This is a genomic window from Flavobacterium endoglycinae (genome assembly GCF_017352115.1).
Classification (GTDB): Bacteria; Bacteroidota; Bacteroidia; order Flavobacteriales; family Flavobacteriaceae; genus Flavobacterium; species Flavobacterium endoglycinae.
The window spans coordinates 5180439-5200000 of sequence record NZ_CP071448.1; the positions used below are offsets into that span (position 1 = coordinate 5180439).

Below are 19562 nucleotides of genomic sequence, written 5' to 3' on the forward strand. Positions count from 1 at the left end.
AACCGCAAAGATCCCAAAGTTTTTCGCAAAGTTTGCAAAGTTTTTATTCAAAAGCTTTACGTTTTTTGCGGTTAAATTAGTTTTCAAATATTAATTTAAACTAACCAATTTATCAACGCTCCAAGCTTCTGGTTTTGCATTGAATAATTTCTTTGTGAAATCCCAAACCGTATTAAAAAGTTCTGATTGTCTGTACTTTTCCAAATCCTCTTCGGTTTCCCAGTAGCTGTAAGTAAAGAAAATGCATTTGTTATTTTTATCTTGATATAATTCTAAAAAACGATTTCCTTCTGCATTTCGTATTTTGTGTTTTACAGATTCAAAATTCTCCAGAAAATCAGAAATTTTATCTTCATGAAAACTCATTTTTACTATTCTTACGAACATAGTGTTATTCTTAGATTGTTGATTTTGGACTTTAGATTTTTCTAAAGTCTTACAGGTGCGCAAAAATACCAAATTTGATTGTTGTTTTTATAAAAAAGTAAAAATCCAATAAAGAAATTCCAAATTTCAAATTTTAAAGTTTTCAAATCTAAAATCTGATATCTAAAATCTAAAATTTTTCTAAGAAAATTTAATAGTAATCACATCACGATAGTTCAATCCTAATAAACTATTGGCAGAACCTACTTTTGAAGGATTGCTTCTGAAAATAGCGATTTCAAGAAATCCTGCTTCGTTAAAAATAGCCAGTTTTTCACCTTCATAAGTTTTAATCGGATATTTATCTGAAGTGGCAATAGCCGAATAATTTGGCAGAATGGTTTTGATGCTTTTTGGTTTCATGACAATTTCATATGGACGGCCACGAGAAATTTCCAGAAATTGCTTTTTCGAAATATTCGTTACTACGTTTCCAAAATGATCAATATAAATAACATATCCTTTTATCGAATTTCCATCATCGGCTACAACAGACTGTAATTCTGTTGCTTCTTTTACAGATGGGATTTCTTTTCCAATAACATTCAATAAACCGCCCTTTGCCAAATGACAAGCTACTTGAATAAAAATATCCAAATCAGTTGATTCTATTGGGAAACGATCGTGAATATTTATGGCAACAATTTTCTGCGGAACTATCTTCTGCGTAAGCATACTCAAAATTCCGTTATCGGCACAAATAAAGTAGTGGTCATTCCACTGCATGGCGATATGCTGGTTCTCTTTATTGCGTTCAATATCGACTCCAATTAGATGCACTGTTCCTTTTGGAAAACTTAAATAAGAAGCACCAATTACATAACTGGCTTCTGCTGTATTAAACGGATCAATATCGTGAGAAATGTCAATGATTTGAGCCTCTGAATATTCAGATAAAATTTTACCCTTTAGCGAACCCACAAAGTGATCCTTCAAGCCGTAGTCTGTAGTAAGGGTAATTATTGACATAATTTTGTTTATAACTATTGATAGTATTTAAATCTAATTTTCATTAAATTTGAGAAATGCAAAGCTAATAATAGTAAACACAAATTGAAAGAAAGAAAAGACAATTTGTGTTTTTTAGGGCTAAGCAGCTCATATAGCAGTTTCTGTTGTTGTTTTGAATCATAAGTCTCTGTTTTCGGTTTACAAAATGTAGAGAAAACGACAATGCTGTGACAAAAACACTGAATACTGCGATTAAAAAGTACCCGACAGTCAATTATATAATAACTGAATTAATTTAATTTAAAACTACTTCATTTGAACGAAAGAATAATCGAGCTAATAGACATCGCTCCTAAAGAGTTTTGGGGCGCTCAAGACAGCCATTTAGAAATTATTAAAAAGTATTACCCAAAGCTTAAAATCGTAGCGCGAGGGACCACTTTGAAAGCATTTGGCGAAAAAGAAGTCTTAGACGAATTCGAAAAAAGATTTCAAAGATTAATGCTCCATTTTACCCGATATAACAATATTGATGATAATGTAATTGAACGAGTAATAATGAGTGATGGTCAGGATGAAAAAAGAGCATACGATCATGACAAAATATTAGTTCACGGGGTTGGCGGTAAAATTGTAAAAGCGATGACGCCAAACCAGCAGTTACTGGTTGACACAATCAAAAAGAATGATATGGTTTTTGCGGTAGGACCAGCTGGAACTGGAAAAACGTACACGGGTGTCGCAATGGCTGTAAAAATGCTGAAGGATAAAGAAGTAAAACGAATCATATTAACACGTCCGGCTGTTGAAGCAGGAGAAAATCTTGGATTTTTACCGGGTGATATGAAAGAAAAACTAGATCCTTATATGCAGCCGCTTTATGATGCATTACGCGATATGATCCCGAATGAAAAACTAGAAGATTACATCCTGAAAGGAATTATTCAGATTGCTCCTTTGGCTTTTATGCGCGGACGTACACTTGACAATGCATTTGTAATTCTTGACGAGGCTCAAAATACCACGCATTCACAGATGAAAATGTTCCTTACTCGTATGGGAAAAAATGCCAAATTTATGATTACTGGTGATCCAGGACAGGTCGATTTACCACGCCGAACGATTTCTGGTCTTAAAGAAGCTCTTTTGGTTCTAAAAGACATTGAAGGAATTGGAATTATTTATCTTGATGATAAAGATATTGTACGCCACAGATTGGTTAAAAAGGTAATCGATGCGTATAAGCAGATAGAAAATCACGATTAATAATATTTAGTCAAATGTTAAATGTAAATCGTGAATTGTGTTTTAACATTTATTAATATTCGTTTTATTTAGTTTCTTTTTGGAAATAAATAAAACGAATATTTTTTTGATAGAATTCAAAGTGAAGAATTGCAAAATGAGAATTAAAAAAATTGTATTGTTGTTTAATCAAATAGTTAAATAAATAATAAACTTACAATATTTCGACTTTCCGAAGATTGTAATCTTTGGTCTTCCGAGCTTAAAACCGTAAATTTGCAATCATACCAATTTGATTATTAATATGACAAAACTTAAAAATATGAAAGTGGTGGTAAGTGATCTTGACGGAACCTTACTCAACCCTTCGCACAGAATATCCGATTATACTAAATCCGTATTTCAAGAACTTCACAACCAAAATTATCTTATTGTTGTAGCAACAGGACGTCATCATCTTGATGCGGCGGCAATTATAGAAACGCTTGAAGTTCCGGTTTACTTAGTCAGTTCAAACGGTGCAAGAATTCATTCACCAGAAAAAGAAGAACTTTTCGCTTTCAACTTAAACAGCGACATAGTAAAAGCGGCTTTAAATGTTGAAATTGATCCCGAAATTACAGTCGTTTTATTTAAAGAAAACGTTTGGCAGACCAACAGAATTAACGAAAGATTAAATGCTTTTCAGCATGAATTAAAATACAAACCAGAATTAGTTGATTATAAAACGTTAGAAGATTTTGGTGCGATTAAAATTTTCTTTTCATGCGAAGATCATGAAAAATTAGTAAAACTAAAAGATGCTATTTTGGCAAATTCTTCAGAACATTTACATCATGCTTTCAGTCTTCCAACTTGCTTGGAATTTATGGATAAATCTATCGATAAAGCTGTTGCAATTGAAAGAGTTTTAGAAAGAGAAGGTTTTACATTGTCTGAAGCCGTTTCTTTTGGAGACGGATTTAATGACGTACAAATGTTATCGGCGTCAGGAAAAGGTTTAATTATGGGAAATGCTCCTGCGATTTTAAAAGAAACGCTGCCTGACTTAGAAGTAATTAAAACCAATGCAGAAGATGGTGTTGCGAAATATATTGCTTCAAAAATTTTAGACAAAGAATTAGCTGCGGGCTGATTTCCGATTTATAATTCAAAAAAATAGAAATCCCTGAATAATTGTTTGGGGATTTTTTATTTAGGATTCTTAAAAATTTCATGGTGTAACTCTCTGAAATAATTTTAAATTTGCATTCATAAAAAACAACACAACTAAAAATGAGCAATACAATCACAACCACAAATTTTAATTTCCCGAATCAGAAATCAGTTTACCGCGGAAAAGTGAGAGAAGTTTATAACATTAACGATGAACTTTTGGTAATGGTAGCAACTGACAGACTTTCGGCATTTGATGTGGTTTTACCAAAAGGAATTCCATACAAAGGACAAATCTTAAATCAGATTGCGACTAAATTCATGGAATTAACGGAGGATATTGTTCCGAATTGGCTGATTGCAACTCCAGATCCAAATGTTGCTGTTGGACATTTATGCGAGCCTTTTAAAGTAGAAATGGTAATTCGTGGTTATGTTTCTGGACACGCTGCTCGTGAATATGCAGCCGGAAAAAGACAACTTTGCGGAGTTACTATGGCTGAAGGTTTAAAAGAAAACGATAAATTTCCAGAACCAATTATTACACCAACAACAAAAGCAGATAATGGATCTCATGACGAAGATATTTCTCGTGAAGATATTTTAGCAAAAGGAATTGTTTCTGAAGAAGATTATTTAATTCTTGAGAAATATACTCGTGCTTTATTCCAAAGAGGAACTGAAATCGCTGCTGAACGTGGTTTAATTTTAGTAGATACTAAATATGAATTTGGAAAAACAAAAGACGGTGTTATTGTTTTAATTGATGAAATTCATACTCCTGATTCTTCTCGTTATTTTTATGCTGAAGGATATGCCGAAAGACAAGCAAAAGGTGAGGAGCAAAAACAATTATCGAAAGAATTTGTTCGCCGCTGGTTAATCGAAAATGGTTTTCAAGGAAAAGAAGGACAGCAGATTCCAGAAATGACTGATGAATATATTGAATCAGTTTCTGAAAGATATATCGAATTATATGAAAATATCATTGGCGAAAAATTTGTAAAGGCTGATATTGATAATATTGACCAACGTATTGATAAAAACGTATTAGAATACCTTTCATCAAAATAGTACTTTTCGGGTTTAAACTAACTATTTAAACCATGAATTTTATAACAACTAAAAAAAGTGCCCTGCTATTGTGTATCACAGCAGGGCATTTTCTTTTGGCGCAAATTGATAAAAAAGCGACAAAAGAAACCCAGAATCTATATCATAATCTTAAAATCGTTTCAAAAAAACACATTTTGTTTGGACATCAGCATGCTTTGGAATACGGGCATGGTTGGTCTAATGAACCTAATAAATCAGATGTAAAATTAGTGACCGGTTCGCATCCTGCAGTTGTGGGAATTGATTTCAGTGATTTTTCTGGACGTTCAAAAGAAGAAATTGAAAAAGCCCAAAAAACTTTAAAACAAAATGTTATAGATACGTATGAACGCGGCGGCATAATTACGGTTTCATGGCATTTTAATAATCCTGCTTCTGGAGGCGGATTTTACTGGAAAGATTCGATTTCGGTGGCAGCCATGTCATTGATTAAAAAAGGTGGTTCTCATCATGAGCAATACAAAGAAATTTTGAAAACAATTGCCGATTTTGCTCATTCTGTAAAAGCCAAAGACGGAAAATTAGCCCCGATGATTTTTAGACCATTTCACGAATTTGATGGAGATTGGTTTTGGTGGGGAAAAAAATATACGTCACGTGAGGATTTTATAGAAGTCTGGCGATTTACAGTTTCCTATTTAAAAAACGAATTAGGGGTTCATAATTTCATTTATGCCTTTTCTCCTGATAATAGATTTAATTCAGAAGAAGAATATCTAGAACGTTATCCCGGAGATGATTATGTCGATTTGTTTGGGATAGATAATTATGGCGATTTTGGACGCGACGGAAATTACAATTTAGAAGCAGGTGTAAAGAAACTTACAATTATTTCTGATGTAGCTGTCAAAAAGAACAAACTGGCTGCATTTACCGAAACTGGTTTAGAATCAATACCAAATCCAGAATGGTGGACAGAAGTTCTTTTAAAATCTCTTAAACAAGATAAAATAAAATTATGTTACGTTTTAGTCTGGAGAAATGATAAAACGAGTTCAACACATTATTATGCACCATTTCCTGGACAAATAAGTGCTCCAAATTTTATCAAATTTTATAATGACGACTATACATTGTTTGAAGCAGACTTAAAGAATGTTTATCAAAAGAAATTGAAATATTAAATCATCATTAATGTTAAAATAATTCAACTACCACGTTTTTGTTTCGTATTTTTCTTACTATTTTTAAATTTATCAAAATAATTTATTTTAATGATAAATTCACATTTTGGAGGCTAAAATTTTAACATTAATGAAAATTTTCTGCCTTTTTTATATATCATAATGTTATGACGTTAAAACATTACAAGATTAGCCGTTATTTTTTCTAAAAAATAAAGATCAAAAAATGAAAAAATATTCTGTTTCGTGTAACATTTCTACATTTGTGGCGTCTTTTATATAGAATCACGATTTTTTGACATCAATATTTTTAATCCATTAATATAACGTTAAGAATTAGTTAAAACATGGTAGCTTGTAATGCATAATACCAAATTTTAATTTACATTTGTCAGGAATTTAAAATTCAAAATCAATCAAAATAAGTATCAATCAATTAAACAACCCAATCATTATGAAAAAGTCAGTTATTTTTTTAGGAGCAGCTTTATTAGCATTCGCAAATGTTTCTATCGCTTCAAACAGCACAGCTGTTAAAAATCAAGTTGCAGTATCAGCTGTATACGATGAAGGAACACCACTTGTAGTTGCAGTAAGTAAAGGTGATATCGAAGTAGTAAAAAAATTCATTGAGTACGGAGCTAACGTAAATGAGAGATCTGATGATATGTCTCCATTAATGACAGCTGCTCGTTACAACAAAGTAGAAATCATTAAAGTTTTATTGGCAGCAGGTGCTCGTCCAAACGATAAAAACGAAAAAGGATATACAGCTTTAAAATATGCACAATTATCAAATGCTACAGAAGCAATTGCTATTCTGAAAAATTTGTAAAAAACAGTTTTTAAAAGTTTGAGTTAGTACAAACGGCCTTCTTTGAGCGGATGGCCGTTTTTTTATGCACTTATTTTTGATCAATATTTTATAAATCAAAAAAGCACCATTTATATAAATGATGCTTTTCCTTCTTAAACCAAATTAATCTAACCAAAATTAATTTACTTTTATTCGATTGTTTCATGCTTTTTACGGTTAAATACCCAGAACAAAATTGGGAAAACCAATAAAGTTAAAATAGTAGCAGTAACCAGTCCGCCGATAATTACAATGGCAAGCGGTTTTTGAGATTCAGAACCAATACCGGTTGAAATAGCAGCTGGCATTAAACCAATTGAAGCCATTAATGCGGTCATAACTACTGCTCTTGTTCGGGCTTTTACACCTCGCAAAACTGATTCCTGTAGACTGAGTTTTGCCTTGAGATTATGATGGAATTCTGATATTAGGATAACTCCATTTTGAATACAAATTCCAAGTAAGGCGATAAAACCAACTCCGGCAGAAATTCCGAAGTTCATTCCGGTTAAGTGTAGAGCAATAATTCCTCCAATTACTGCAAAAGGCACATTCGCTAAAACAAGCAGTGAATCTTTGAAATTTCCAAATAATATAAAGAGCAAGACAAATATTCCAATTAAACTGATAGGCACAACCTGAGCCAGACGGGCACTTGCACGAACTTGATTTTCAAATTCTCCAGTCCATCCCGTGGTATACCCTGGCGGCATTTTAACTTCCGCTACTTTTGATTGTGCTTCTGCGATGGTACTTCCTAAATCTCGGTCACGAACAGAAAATTTTACTCCAATAAAACGTTTGGTATTGTCTCTGTAAATAAATGCCGGACCTGTTATAGTTTTGATATCACATATTTCTTTCAATGGAATTTTAGCTCCGCTGATTGTGGGAACTTTTAATTCAGCCAGATCTTCTTCGTCTTTACGATATTCTTTAGAAAAACGAACTCTAACATCGAATTTCTTTTCGTCTTCATATTTCTGAGTTGCCGTTTTTCCTCCAAAAGCCAATTCTAAAACGGCTTGTGCATCGCTTAAGGTTACACCATACGCTGCCATTTTTTCTCGATCCAGAATAACACTGATTTCTGGTTGTCCCACATTTCGCAGAATCCCCACATCTTTTATACCTGGAATATTTCTGATTTTCGCTAAAACTTCATTCGATAATTCGTCTAATTTATCCAAATCATCACCATAAATTTTAACGGCATTGGAAGCTTTAAATCCCGCTACAGATTCGGCAACGTTATCAATTACAGGCTGAGAATAATTATAAGTTATTCCTTGATGCACTTTCAGCTTTTCATCCATTTCATTTATAAGATCGTCCATAGAAATTTTTCGTTTCCAATCGGCTTTTGGTTTTAAATCAACTTGCAGCTGAATAAATCCAAAACCATTTGGATCTGTTCCATCGTTACTTCGCCCTGTCTGCGATAACACATTTTTTACTTCAGGAAAAGCTTCAAGATCTTTTCGAATCATTGCGGCTGTTTTAACACTTTCTGGCAATGACGTACTCATGGGTAATTCGGCGGTAACCCACAAAGCTCCTTCGTTTAATTGTGGTAAAAATTCGGTTCCTAAAAAAGTTGCCGAAAAGAATACAGCAGCAATTAATGCCGTAGAAGCAATTAGTGTTTTTACCTTATGTTTGAATGTCCAGGCAAAACCTTTTGCTACAATTCTATCCCAAAAATTCACGAAAGGATTGTTCTTTTCTTTTACATTTTTATTCAATAAAATATGAGATAAAACCGGTACTAGAGTTAAAGTAAAAAGTAAAGCTCCCATTAAGGCAAATCCTAAAGTGTAAGCAAGAGGCGAAAACATTTTTCCTTCTACTTTTTGGAATGAAAATATTGGGAGTAAAGCGGTAATAATGATCAGTTTCGAGAAAAAGATCGCTTTACCCATTTCAGTTCCTGTTTTTTTAATGATGCTTCCTTTGGCAATTTTATTGTAAGCTGTCATTCCTAGTTGATGTGCCCTATGATCGAGAACTACAAATAATCCTTCAACCATAACCACGGCGCCATCTATAATAATCCCAAAATCGACTGCACCTAAACTCAGTAAATTGGCACTCATTCCCATCATTTTTAAGCATAAGAATGCAAATAATAAGGAAAGCGGAATTACAATTGAAACCGTAAAAGTTGTTCGCCAATCGGCCATAAATAAGAATACTACACAAGTAACCAGAATGATTCCTTCAAATAAGTTATGCATTACGGTTTCGGTTGTGAAATTCATCAGATTATCACGATCGTAAAAAGTTTCAATTTTGATGTCTTTTGGTAAAACATTTTCATTTAAATCTTTGATTTTATCTTTGATTAAAGCCAAAGTTTCTTTTGCATTTTCGCCTTTACGCATTACGACGATTCCTTCTACAGCATCATCATTTTTGCCAATCCCTGTTTGTCCCACGCGAGGCATAGAACTTTCGTAAACATCGGCAACGTTTTTAACTAAAATAGGATTTCCACCAGCATCGTCTACAATAATGTTTTCTATGTCTTTTCTAGATTTTAAAAGTCCAACACCGCGAACAACAAAAGCCTGCCCGTTTTTCTCAATAATATCACCACCCACGTTTAAGTTTCCTGCATCAATGGCGTTATAAACCTGCAAAGGAGTAATATTATATTTCGCTAATTTAATTGGATCGACACCCACTTCATATGTTTTGGTTTGGCCTCCAAAAACATTTAAATCAGCAACTCCGGGAACGGCACGTAGTTGTTTGTCGATAACCCAGTTTTGATAAGTCAATAATTCACGGCTGTCTCTGCTGTCACTTTTAACAATATACCTGAAAATTTCGCCCGTTGGGCCGTAGGGAGGCTGAACATCTGGTTCAACATCATCAGGAAGAGTTACGTTTTTTAATAAATTATTGACTTGAAAGCGGGCAAAAGTATCGTCGACACCATCATCAAAAATGATTTTAATTACTGATAAACCAAACATGGTGATGCTTCGTACACTTGTTTTTTTCTGTACGGAGTTCATCGAAATTTCGATTGGTGTTGTTACAAAACGTTCTACTTCCTCGGCACTTTTACCATTCCATTGTGTAATAATAATGATTTGTGTATTGGTTACATCTGGAAAGGCATCAATGGGCATATTTTTGAATGAAATAAAACCTGCAACAGCCAGCATTCCAACCCAAAAGAAGGTAAATGCTTTATTCTTAAGCGAAAAAGCAATTATATTACGTATGAATTTGTTCATATCTTAATCGTTTAAAGCGCGATAAATAAATAATTGGTTGTTGGTAATGACTTTTTCATTTTCTTTTAAACCTCCCGAGATATAAGTGGTTTCTCCAACAACTCTGTAAACATCAACTTGTCTGGTTTCGATATTGTGACGGTCTTTAAAGATCATGACGAAGTTTTTGCTTTTATCAAATACAATGGCTTTACTTGGTATCGCAATCATGGATTGATTTTGTTCGTTGTATGACAATTTAATATTGGCATTCATATCAGGTTTTAATAAAAATCCTGGATTTTGAAGTTTTATTCGCGCCTGCATGGCTTTGGTTTCAGGATCTATGACGTTGAAAATTTTATCGACTTTTCCTTTAAAAATTTTGTCAGGATAACTTAAAGTAGTAACATCGGCATCAATTCCCAATTTTATTTTATTGATATCAATTTCGTTGATGTTTGCCATTGCCCAAACTTCGCTGATTTCCGCAATATCAAAAATGTTATCAGAACGATCTGAACGTAATAACATATCTTGATTGATACTTTTTTGAATGATAAAACCGCTGATTGGTGCAGTTACTTCATAAATAGAACCTGCTCTAATGTTGTAGATTTTATATGTTTCCTGAGTTTTGCTTAATTGCGACTGCGCTTTGTTTACTTCTGATTTTGCCTGCAGCACATCGCTTTCAGAATTTAATTTTCCATCAAATAGTTCCTGGGCTACTTTTAGTTGGTTTTTGGCAACAAGTAAATCATTTTTAGCATCGATAGATTGTTTTTCAAAATCGGCAATATCCGTACTTTTTATCGTAGCCAGAACTTGTCCTTTTTTTACATAATCTCCTAATTCGACATTTACTTTAACGACACTTCCGCCCACAAGAGGGTAAACGTCAATCATTTTATTATTGTCGGCAGTAATTTTTCCGTAAAAACTTAATTCATTTTTTACAGGTTCCGTTTTTGCTTCGGCGGTACTGGTTGTTTTCAGCATATTATCGCTAAGCGAAAATGTACTTTTTGTTTCAGGATTTTCAACTTCCTTTTTGCAGCTTGCAATTGATAAACTTACCAACGCAATTCCTATAAGTAATGTATGTCTCATTATTATTTAGTTTTAAAATAAATCCTTGTTGATGGTGCTGTTTAATTCTTCTGCAGATAAAGCCAGTTTTTTCTTTAATTCGTTAACTTGAACATTGGCTTGGTTGTAACTTTCCATAAAATCTGTAAATTCCAGTAAACTGATATTTCGTTTTTGGAAATTGGTTAAGATTCCGTTGTAAACAGCTTCAAAATCGGCATTTACAGTCGGTTTTATTACAGCATAATTTTTACGGGATTCTTCCCATTTATTCCATGCTGATGTAATTTCGGTTTCTAACTGCAGGTCAAAATTCTGTTTTTCTACTTTAGACTGTGCCAAAATGGTTTGAGCATATTTGATATTTCCTTTGTTCTTGTTCCAAAGCGGCAATGGAATTCCAACGGTAAGATTGGCTTCACGGTTAAAAGCACCGCTTCGCTGGTCATAATTGGCACCAAGCGTAATATCTGGAACAGAAAGTGATTTCTGCCACTTTATATTTAGTTCATTGGCTTCAATTTCTTTTTGCTTTGCCAAATAATCTGGTCGGTTAGCAATTGCATCACTTTCTAAAGCTTTTATATCAAAAGGGATTTCTTTTAAATATTTACTAAATTCATTTTCATAAACTTTTGGAACTATCATCTCTTTAGAATTCAAAAGAAGTCTCAAATTGGCTTGTTGTTCAATATTATCATTGACAACTTCCATTCGTTCATTTTTAAAGTTTAGATACAAGGTTTGCAGACGCACAACATCTCTTAAGGGGATATTTCCTTTTTGTGCCTGAATGGAGTAGGAGTTGATCAAATCTTCAATATGAGCGATTTGTTTATCGGTAGTTTCCAGACTTTTAGTATTGTAATAAACCGTATAAAAACTCTGGCGTAACTGAAGCTTTAAATTCCTCAGAAGATCATTAAACTGAAGCTCTGCCAATTGCTCGTTGGTTTTGGCCAGCTTTATTTCATTTCGTTTTTTGCCTCCCAAATAAATAAGTTGTTCGATACCAAATGCTTTTTGTCCTTCTTTTCCAATATCAAAATATTGGTTTCTTTCTGGATTGTAAGCATTCAATTCGGCAGTAAGATTGGGATTGTCCCAAATTCGAGCCTGAATAGTTAAGGCTTTTGCTGCATCAATATTATAATGCGAAGCCAGTAAAAAAAGATTGTTTTTAAGAAACTGGCTCTCGCAATCCTCAAGCGTGACTGCATTTTGAGCCGTTACTACTTGATTGAGAAATACAAGTAATAATAATGCATAGAGTTTTCTCATTGTATCAAAAATTTATTTTATACAAATATGCTATCGGCAGACTTTAATAGGGCTTAAAATCTAGCTTAAAATTAGCTTAAAATAAATTATCAATGAAAAAATAATTGAAATAAATTACTGTTAATATCTGGAATACTGTAAGTTATAGTTGATTTATGTAGGTTTAAAATGCGTTGGACAATTCGTAAACCAAGTCCAAATCCAGTTGTTCCTTTCGAATTTTTGCCGCGCATAAAGGGCTGGAAAAGATTCTTCTGTTCCTTTTCGCTTAAGGTTTTTCCGGTATTTAATATCGAAATTATAAGCTGATTTTCGTTTCTGCTTATTTTTACTTCTGCCTGATTGTTGTCAGAATATAAACAGGCATTTTTCAAAACATTAATCAATGCAATTTCAAGAAGGTTTTTATTGCCTTTTACTTCCAATAAAGTATCGAGATTATCACTTTCTTCAATTTCAAATAAAATAGAAAATTCAGGAAAGCTCTTTTTGAGGTTTTCCATGGCAGAAAATAGAATCTCATCCATACGATGAATTTCATTGTTTTCAGCTTCATTAGTATCAATTTTAGATAAAATCAATAATGAATTTATTAGTTCTGTAAGATGATTAACATCAGATAAAATAGCCTTTAAGAAAGTTTTTCCTTTAATAGAAGTTGCCGGATCTGCAATCGTGTTTTCGATCTGCGCCGTTATTCTAGATAAAGGAGTTCTTAATTCATGAGAAGCGTGAGCCGTAAATTCTTTTTGCTTTTGATAGGAAATCTCAATGCGATCCATCATGTAATTGAATTCATTAGCCAGAAGATCAATTTCATCTTTCTTGCTTTTGGAAACGATACGCGAATCAAGATTGTTTTCGTTAATGTTTTTTATTTTCTGATGAAATAATCCAAGCGGATTCAGTGCCTTTCTTACCATGAAAGAAGTCAGAATCCAGCAGATGCAAGTAAAAAATATGTATGAAACCACCAAAGTATATCTAAGGAAAAGAAGTTTTCGTTTTCCATAATCATCTGTAGCAGATATTAAAGCATAGAAATCTTTGTCTTTTGTGTCGTAAAAAACGCCATAAACTTCATAATCGCCCTGCTGTTTAAAAAAGGTTTTGTTCTTTTTAAGGTATTTTAAATCTTCTTCAGACCATTTTATTTTAGCGTCGTCAATACTGCTGTAAATTAATTTGAAATTCGAATCAAAAACCAATGTTTTTTCATCATATAATTTATTGATTGAATTTTGGTCAATCATTTTCAGCAGCTGTTCATCGACTTCTTTTACATCAACTAAAAGTTTAATATTGGAAAGTGCTTTAATTTCGAGACGTTCACGGAATTCTTCTTTTCTAAAATTAGAATACAAAACAAATATCACAGTTGACGCCAATCCAAAAAGGATTGTAAACAATAAACTTACCAATAGTGATATTCTGTTTTTTAAAGTCATTCCTGATTGTTTAAGTAATATCCATAACCAATTTTAGTGCGGATAAGTTTTGTTTCTTGGTCTTTATCTATTTTCTTGCGAAGAAAGTTGATGTAAACTTCAATAGTATTCTGATTGGTTTCGATGTGATAATCCCAAAGTTTCTCTGCAATAAACTGCTTAGAAAGCACTTTTCCTTTGGCATGGGCCAGAATAAGAATAAGTTTGAATTCTTTTGGAGTTAATTTAATTTCTTCACCTGAACGAAAAACTTTCATTTCTTCTTCCAGAATTTCTAAATCTTCAATGATGATTTTGTGTTCTATCTGCTGTGGTATTTCTTTTCGTCTTAATAAAGAAGAAATTCGAGCATATAATTCTTCAAAATGAAAAGGTTTTACCAAATAATCATCAGCACCATTGTTAAATGAATCTAGTTTGTCTTCAATTTCACTAAAAGCGGTTAACATTATAATAGGTGTTTTTTTGTCGATTTCTCGGATACCTTTGCAAACCTCTATACCATTTGTGCCTGGAACATTAATATCCAGAATGATTAAATCATATTCGTATGGAAAGTATTTTTTTAATAGTAACGAACCATCATAATAAGGAATACACTCGAATTGTTTAGTGGTAAAAAAAGCCGAGATTTCCTTAGACAATGTAAAATCGTCTTCGAGCAGCAGTATTTTCATTCTTGGGGGAATTTATAAATTCGGCCATTCAAAAACAGCCGAATTTAATATGAAATAGTTTTTATTTGAAATAAGAGAAAGTCTCGTTATTCTCAATTTTCAATAATGACTCATAAATCAATTGAATAACATTTTCAACATCTTCCTTATGAACCATTTCTACAGTGGTATGCATATAACGTAATGGTAATGAAATTAATGCAGAAGGAACACCGCCGTTACTGTAAGCAAAAGCATCTGTATCTGTTCCTGTGGCACGAGAAGTTGCATGGCGCTGAAATGGTATTTTATTTTCTTCAGCGGTTTCTACAATTAAATCACGTAGTTTATTTTGAATCGCAGGAGAATACCCAATAACAGGGCCTCTTCCCATTTTAAGATCACCTTCTACTTTTTTGTCAATCATTGGAGTAGTTGTATCGTGGCAAACATCTGTCACAATAGCAACATTTGGTTTTATTCTGTGGGCAATCATTTCAGCTCCGCGTAAACCAATTTCTTCTTGAACTGAATTCACAATATAAAGTCCGAATGGAAGTTCTTTTTTGTTTTCCTTTAATAAACGAGCTACTTCAGCAATCATAAAACCACCCATTCTATTATCGATAGCACGACAAACAAATTTATTTTCGTTTAAAATCATAAATTCATCCGGATAAGTGATTACACAACCAACATGAACCCCTAAAGCTTCAACCTGTTCTTTGGTTTCGCAACCAAGATCTATAAATATGTTGCTTAATTTAGGTATTTCTTCTTTGTCACGTAAACGGGTATGAATAGCCGGCCATCCAAAAACACCTTTTACAATTCCATTTTTAGTATGAATGTTTACTCTTTTAGAAGGAGCAATCTGATGATCAGATCCACCATTTCGGATTACATATAATAAACCATCTTCAGTAATGTAGTTTACATACCATGAAATTTCATCAGCATGACCTTCAATTACTACCTTATATGGAGTATCTGGATTAATAACTCCAACTGCTGTACCATAAGTATCCGTAATAAAAGTATCAACATAAGGTTGCAGGTAATTCATCCAAAGTTTTTGCCCTTCGCTTTCATAACCTGTCGGCGAAGCGTTATTTAGATAGCTTTCTAGGAAAGCAATAGAAGAATCATTTAAGATTGATTTTGTGCTCATAAAAATATTTTTGCGCTAATTTATAAATTTGGTATTAGAGTTGTGTATAAATATATAATTTTACATTTAAATTAAGACTCTATGAGATATACCATCTGTATTCTGTTTTTTACATTTATTTCGTTTACAAGCCAAGCTCAGGTTACTCCAAAAGAAAACCAGGAAATGGGTTATATATTAACTGAGAAAGATTCTATTCTAAACGATACAATCCAGTTGCCGGAAATTATTATTTCGAAAGGAGAGAAGATGAGTCCAGAAGAATTAAAGCAGTTTCAGATTCTTCAGATGAGAGTATATAAGGTATATCCTTATGCGCGATTGGCTTCTGATCGTTTAACTGCTTTGAATGCTGGTATGGCACGTTTAAAAACAAATCGTGAAAAGAAAAAATACTTTAAAATTGTAGAAGACTACCTTAATAATGAGTTTGAAGACCGATTAAAGAAACTTTCTAGAAAACAAGGACAAATTTTGGTAAAGCTGATTCATCGTCAAACAGGAAACACCGCCTATGATTTAATTAAAACTTTAAAAAGTGGATTCAAAGCTTTTGTATCAAACACCACAGCCAATTTATTTGATATAAGTCTAAAGACAGAATACAAACCCTATGAAGTAAATGAAGACTATTTAATAGAAAGTATATTAGTTCGTGCATTCGAATCAGGTCGCTTGGTTAACCAAAAATCTGCAAATCCAGTTAACTACGATGATCTCATGAATCATTGGGAAGTAAAAGCTAAAGAAGTCAACAAAAAATAATACACCTATATATTATAGTAAACCCGACAGGTTTTTTAAACCTGTCGGGTTTACTATTTATATAATAGTGCAGATTATAAGCTGAGCGCAGCGAAGCAATACAGTTTTTGGAATCTGGAATTTAAAAATTGGAATTTAAGCATGAGCTTATTCCCGCTGTCCGCTGCGATCTTTTTATGGTCCCGTTAAAAGGAACGGGATCATAAAAAGGATTTCCGCTCCTATCGGGGCTAGGGCACCGGTTTTCAGAATAGGCTATAGGGAGAAACTTTGCGCCTTTGCGCCTCTGCGAGAGCAAAAGGGGCAGAAGGGAGGCTTTCGGATCTTAAATTCTTTCCATAGAGCGGGCATAAAATCTGAAAATTCCGCAAAACTGCCAATCTAAACGATGGGTAAAATAAGAAAAACACGTCTGAATTCAGAAAAACCCCACAGGAAATTAAAAATAATCAAAATGTAAAAGCACTTCTGCCAGCGGGTTAAGAAAAACATCGAAAAAAGATGGAAAAAATGTAAAAAAAAGTCTTGTAAATGTAAATAAAGGTTCTACTTTTGCACCCGCATCAGCGAAACGCTCTTAGAAATACCGGCAGGCATTTGAATTGGAAGGAAAAGAGATTTTCTTAAAAAAAGATTCGAAAAAGCTTGCGGGAATTGAAAAAGCTTTTTACATTTGCACCCCGCAAAACACGGAAAGTTCATTGAAATACCGGCAGAGAATTTAGGAATAAGGGACGAAAAAAAAGTTTCAAAATTTTTTTAAATTTTTCTTGCAGGTTTTAAAAAGAAGTTTTAGTTTTGCACCCGCTTTGAGAGACAAGCGGAAAAGAAAAGAAAAACGTTCGTAGACATATTGAATTGACAGCCGTTCTGATGAAAATCAGAACAGATAAAATAAGGGTAATAGAATCGGTAAGATTCGAAAAGAACCGATAGTAAGCATCGAATTATAATATAAAAAATATACGATGAAGAGTTTGATCCTGGCTCAGGATGAACGCTAGCGGCAGGCTTAACACATGCAAGTCGAGGGGTAGGGGCTTTCGGGCCTTGAGACCGGCGCACGGGTGCGTAACGCGTATGCAATCTGCCTTCCACAGAGGGATAGCCCAGAGAAATTTGGATTAATACCTCATAGTATTACAGGATGGCATCATCCGGTAATTAAAGTCACAACGGTGGAAGATGAGCATGCGTCCCATTAGCTTGTTGGTAAGGTAACGGCTTACCAAGGCGACGATGGGTAGGGGTCCTGAGAGGGAGATCCCCCACACTGGTACTGAGACACGGACCAGACTCCTACGGGAGGCAGCAGTGAGGAATATTGGTCAATGGGCGCAAGCCTGAACCAGCCATGCCGCGTGCAGGATGACGGTCCTATGGATTGTAAACTGCTTTTGTACGGGAAGAAACACTGATTCGTGAATCAGCCTGACGGTACCGTAAGAATAAGGATCGGCTAACTCCGTGCCAGCAGCCGCGGTAATACGGAGGATCCAAGCGTTATCCGGAATCATTGGGTTTAAAGGGTCTGTAGGCGGTCTTGTAAGTCAGTGGTGAAAGCCCATCGCTCAACGGTGGAACGGCCATTGATACTGCAGGACTTGAATTACCGGGAAGTAACTAGAATATGTAGTGTAGCGGTGAAATGCTTAGATATTACATGGAATACCAATTGCGAAGGCAGGTTACTACCGGTGGATTGACGCTGATGGACGAAAGCGTGGGGAGCGAACAGGATTAGATACCCTGGTAGTCCACGCCGTAAACGATGGATACTAGCTGCTGGGGGCGACTTCAGTGGCTAAGCGAAAGTGATAAGTATCCCACCTGGGGAGTACGAACGCAAGTTTGAAACTCAAAGGAATTGACGGGGGCCCGCACAAGCGGTGGAGCATGTGGTTTAATTCGATGATACGCGAGGAACCTTACCAAGGCTTAAATGCAGACTGACCGGTTTGGAAACAGATCTTTCGCAAGACAGTCTACAAGGTGCTGCATGGTTGTCGTCAGCTCGTGCCGTGAGGTGTCAGGTTAAGTCCTATAACGAGCGCAACCCCTGTTGTTAGTTGCCAGCGAGTCAGGTCGGGAACTCTAACAAGACTGCCAGTGCAAACTGTGAGGAAGGTGGGGATGACGTCAAATCATCACGGCCCTTACGCCTTGGGCTACACACGTGCTACAATGGCCGGTACAGAGAGCAGCCACTGGGCGACCAGGAGCGAATCTATAAAGCCGGTCACAGTTCGGATCGGAGTCTGCAACTCGACTCCGTGAAGCTGGAATCGCTAGTAATCGGATATCAGCCATGATCCGGTGAATACGTTCCCGGGCCTTGTACACACCGCCCGTCAAGCCATGGAAGCTGGGGGTGCCTGAAGTCGGTGACCGCAAGGAGCTGCCTAGGGTAAAACTGGTAACTAGGGCTAAGTCGTAACAAGGTAGCCGTACCGGAAGGTGCGGCTGGAACACCTCCTTTCTAGAGCCTGGGTGTTAGTCAGAGACACGCCCAGGAAATAAGATGCCCGCTTAAGGTTCTGGATCTTAAGATTGTATTACTCTTGCTGTTAATTTAAAAAAATGATAAAAGAATTAAGTAAAACAGAGTCTCGTAGCTCAGCTGGTTAGAGTACTACACTGATAATGTAGGGGTCGGCAGTTCGAGTCTGCCCGGGACTACTTTTTAAGAATTTCCGGTTAAAAAAACCGGGGATTAAGAATTAAAAAGACTGTTGAATGCTTAAGGAAAAGGAAATTTTAGAGGTTGAGGCCTTATGAGAAATAATTCATAACTCATAACTAATAACTCATCACTAAAGAAATGGGGGATTAGCTCAGCTGGCTAGAGCGCCTGCCTTGCACGCAGGAGGCCAACGGTTCGACTCCGTTATTCTCCACGAAACTATCATGAAATGATAGATTAAAGTTCATTGACATATTGGGATAAGAAAATAATAAGAAAGTAGAAAGCGTTTTTTACAGTTTTATTGTAAAAAACAAAAAAAAACGGATCATATTAAATTATGATTTGGTGCAATAAGCAAAATAA

The 19562-nt window shown here is 34.8% G+C and carries 14 protein-coding genes, 2 tRNA genes and 2 rRNA genes (1 of these 18 only partly in view); 10 read left to right on the top strand and 8 right to left on the bottom strand.

Annotated elements, in window-relative coordinates; genetic code table 11:
* Positions 1–90 precede the first annotated feature (90 nt).
* Both J0383_RS22215 and J0383_RS22220 read right to left on the bottom strand, forming a co-directional pair.
* Positions 91–387, bottom strand: coding sequence for a putative quinol monooxygenase (locus J0383_RS22215; protein WP_207296141.1), 297 nt, complete (start codon positions 385–387; stop codon positions 91–93).
* 180 nt (positions 388–567) lie between these two features.
* Complete coding sequence (locus J0383_RS22220) at positions 568–1395, bottom strand: SAM hydrolase/SAM-dependent halogenase family protein (protein ID WP_207296142.1); 828 nt, start codon at positions 1393–1395, stop codon at positions 568–570.
* Positions 1396–1692: 297 nt separating this feature from the next.
* On the opposite strand from J0383_RS22220, the gene J0383_RS22225 reads away from it, so the two are divergent.
* The 5 genes from J0383_RS22225 to J0383_RS22245 all read left to right on the top strand — a co-directional run bounded on the left by J0383_RS22225 (position 1693) and on the right by J0383_RS22245 (position 6852).
* On the top strand, positions 1693–2643 hold the full coding sequence (locus J0383_RS22225) for a PhoH family protein (RefSeq protein WP_207296143.1): 951 nt from the start codon (positions 1693–1695) through the stop codon (positions 2641–2643).
* Between the two features lie 283 nt (positions 2644–2926).
* Positions 2927–3757, top strand: a complete 831-nt coding sequence (locus J0383_RS22230) for a Cof-type HAD-IIB family hydrolase (RefSeq protein WP_207296144.1) — start codon at positions 2927–2929, stop codon at positions 3755–3757.
* A gap of 140 nt (positions 3758–3897) precedes the next feature.
* Positions 3898–4851 carry a phosphoribosylaminoimidazolesuccinocarboxamide synthase gene (locus J0383_RS22235; protein ID WP_207296145.1) on the top strand — a complete coding sequence of 318 codons (954 nt, stop codon included), beginning with the start codon at positions 3898–3900 and terminating at the stop codon, positions 4849–4851.
* A gap of 32 nt (positions 4852–4883) precedes the next feature.
* Positions 4884–6017 carry a glycoside hydrolase family 26 protein gene (locus tag J0383_RS22240; protein WP_207296146.1) on the top strand — a complete coding sequence of 378 codons (1134 nt, stop codon included), beginning with the start codon at positions 4884–4886 and terminating at the stop codon, positions 6015–6017.
* Between the two features lie 454 nt (positions 6018–6471).
* Positions 6472–6852, top strand: coding sequence for an ankyrin repeat domain-containing protein (locus tag J0383_RS22245; protein WP_207296147.1), 381 nt, complete (start codon positions 6472–6474; stop codon positions 6850–6852).
* 170 nt (positions 6853–7022) lie between these two features.
* Here J0383_RS22245 and J0383_RS22250 read toward each other — a convergent pair whose 3' ends face one another.
* From J0383_RS22250 to J0383_RS22275, 6 genes are all read right to left on the bottom strand, one after another.
* Positions 7023–10121: an efflux RND transporter permease subunit gene (locus J0383_RS22250; protein WP_207296148.1), complete on the bottom strand. Its 3099-nt coding sequence runs from the start codon at positions 10119–10121 to the stop codon at positions 7023–7025.
* Positions 10122–10124: 3 nt separating this feature from the next.
* Positions 10125–11213 (bottom strand): efflux RND transporter periplasmic adaptor subunit, encoded by a 1089-nt coding sequence (locus J0383_RS22255; RefSeq protein WP_207296149.1) that lies wholly within the window; start codon positions 11211–11213, stop codon positions 10125–10127.
* 12 nt (positions 11214–11225) lie between these two features.
* Complete coding sequence (locus tag J0383_RS22260; protein WP_207296150.1) at positions 11226–12473, bottom strand: TolC family protein; 1248 nt, start codon at positions 12471–12473, stop codon at positions 11226–11228.
* An 89-nt stretch (positions 12474–12562) separates the two neighbouring features.
* Positions 12563–13921 carry a sensor histidine kinase gene (locus J0383_RS22265; RefSeq protein ID WP_207296151.1) on the bottom strand — a complete coding sequence of 453 codons (1359 nt, stop codon included), beginning with the start codon at positions 13919–13921 and terminating at the stop codon, positions 12563–12565.
* Positions 13918–14598, bottom strand: a complete 681-nt coding sequence (locus J0383_RS22270) for a response regulator transcription factor (RefSeq protein WP_207296152.1) — start codon at positions 14596–14598, stop codon at positions 13918–13920. The genes J0383_RS22265 and J0383_RS22270 overlap by 4 nt, the downstream gene beginning before the upstream one ends.
* 61 nt (positions 14599–14659) lie before the next feature.
* On the bottom strand, positions 14660–15748 hold the full coding sequence (locus J0383_RS22275) for a M42 family metallopeptidase (protein ID WP_207296153.1): 1089 nt from the start codon (positions 15746–15748) through the stop codon (positions 14660–14662).
* Between the two features lie 81 nt (positions 15749–15829).
* On the opposite strand from J0383_RS22275, the gene J0383_RS22280 reads away from it, so the two are divergent.
* The 5 genes from J0383_RS22280 to J0383_RS22300 all read left to right on the top strand — a co-directional run.
* On the top strand, positions 15830–16513 hold the full coding sequence (locus J0383_RS22280; RefSeq protein WP_207296154.1) for a DUF4294 domain-containing protein: 684 nt from the start codon (positions 15830–15832) through the stop codon (positions 16511–16513).
* A gap of 965 nt (positions 16514–17478) precedes the next feature.
* Positions 17479–18992 (top strand): 16S ribosomal RNA (locus J0383_RS22285).
* A gap of 126 nt (positions 18993–19118) precedes the next feature.
* A tRNA-Ile gene (locus J0383_RS22290) sits at positions 19119–19192 on the top strand.
* A 144-nt stretch (positions 19193–19336) separates the two neighbouring features.
* Positions 19337–19410, top strand: a tRNA-Ala gene (locus J0383_RS22295).
* Between the two features lie 136 nt (positions 19411–19546).
* Positions 19547–19562 (top strand): 23S ribosomal RNA (locus J0383_RS22300) (it continues 2869 nt past the right edge of the window).
* Together the 16S and 23S rRNA genes with 2 tRNA genes alongside form the textbook arrangement of a ribosomal RNA operon.

Excerpts from the sequence above, each read along its gene's own strand:
- J0383_RS22245 (WP_207296147.1), top strand. The coding sequence starts at position 6,472 with ATGAAAAAGTCAGTTATTTTTTTAGGAGCAGCTTTATTAGCATTCGCA.
- J0383_RS22265 (WP_207296151.1), bottom strand. The coding sequence starts at position 13,921 with ATGACTTTAAAAAACAGAATATCACTATTGGTAAGTTTATTGTTTACA.
- J0383_RS22270 (WP_207296152.1), bottom strand. The coding sequence starts at position 14,598 with ATGAAAATACTGCTGCTCGAAGACGATTTTACATTGTCTAAGGAAATC.
- J0383_RS22250 (WP_207296148.1), bottom strand. The coding sequence starts at position 10,121 with ATGAACAAATTCATACGTAATATAATTGCTTTTTCGCTTAAGAATAAA.
- J0383_RS22240 (WP_207296146.1), top strand. The coding sequence starts at position 4,884 with ATGAATTTTATAACAACTAAAAAAAGTGCCCTGCTATTGTGTATCACA.
- J0383_RS22215 (WP_207296141.1), bottom strand. The coding sequence starts at position 387 with ATGTTCGTAAGAATAGTAAAAATGAGTTTTCATGAAGATAAAATTTCT.
- J0383_RS22220 (WP_207296142.1), bottom strand. The coding sequence starts at position 1,395 with ATGTCAATAATTACCCTTACTACAGACTACGGCTTGAAGGATCACTTT.
- J0383_RS22260 (WP_207296150.1), bottom strand. The coding sequence starts at position 12,473 with ATGAGAAAACTCTATGCATTATTATTACTTGTATTTCTCAATCAAGTA.
- J0383_RS22275 (WP_207296153.1), bottom strand. The coding sequence starts at position 15,748 with ATGAGCACAAAATCAATCTTAAATGATTCTTCTATTGCTTTCCTAGAA.
- J0383_RS22235 (WP_207296145.1), top strand. The coding sequence starts at position 3,898 with ATGAGCAATACAATCACAACCACAAATTTTAATTTCCCGAATCAGAAA.
- J0383_RS22255 (WP_207296149.1), bottom strand. The coding sequence starts at position 11,213 with ATGAGACATACATTACTTATAGGAATTGCGTTGGTAAGTTTATCAATT.
- J0383_RS22280 (WP_207296154.1), top strand. The coding sequence starts at position 15,830 with ATGAGATATACCATCTGTATTCTGTTTTTTACATTTATTTCGTTTACA.
- J0383_RS22230 (WP_207296144.1), top strand. The coding sequence starts at position 2,927 with ATGACAAAACTTAAAAATATGAAAGTGGTGGTAAGTGATCTTGACGGA.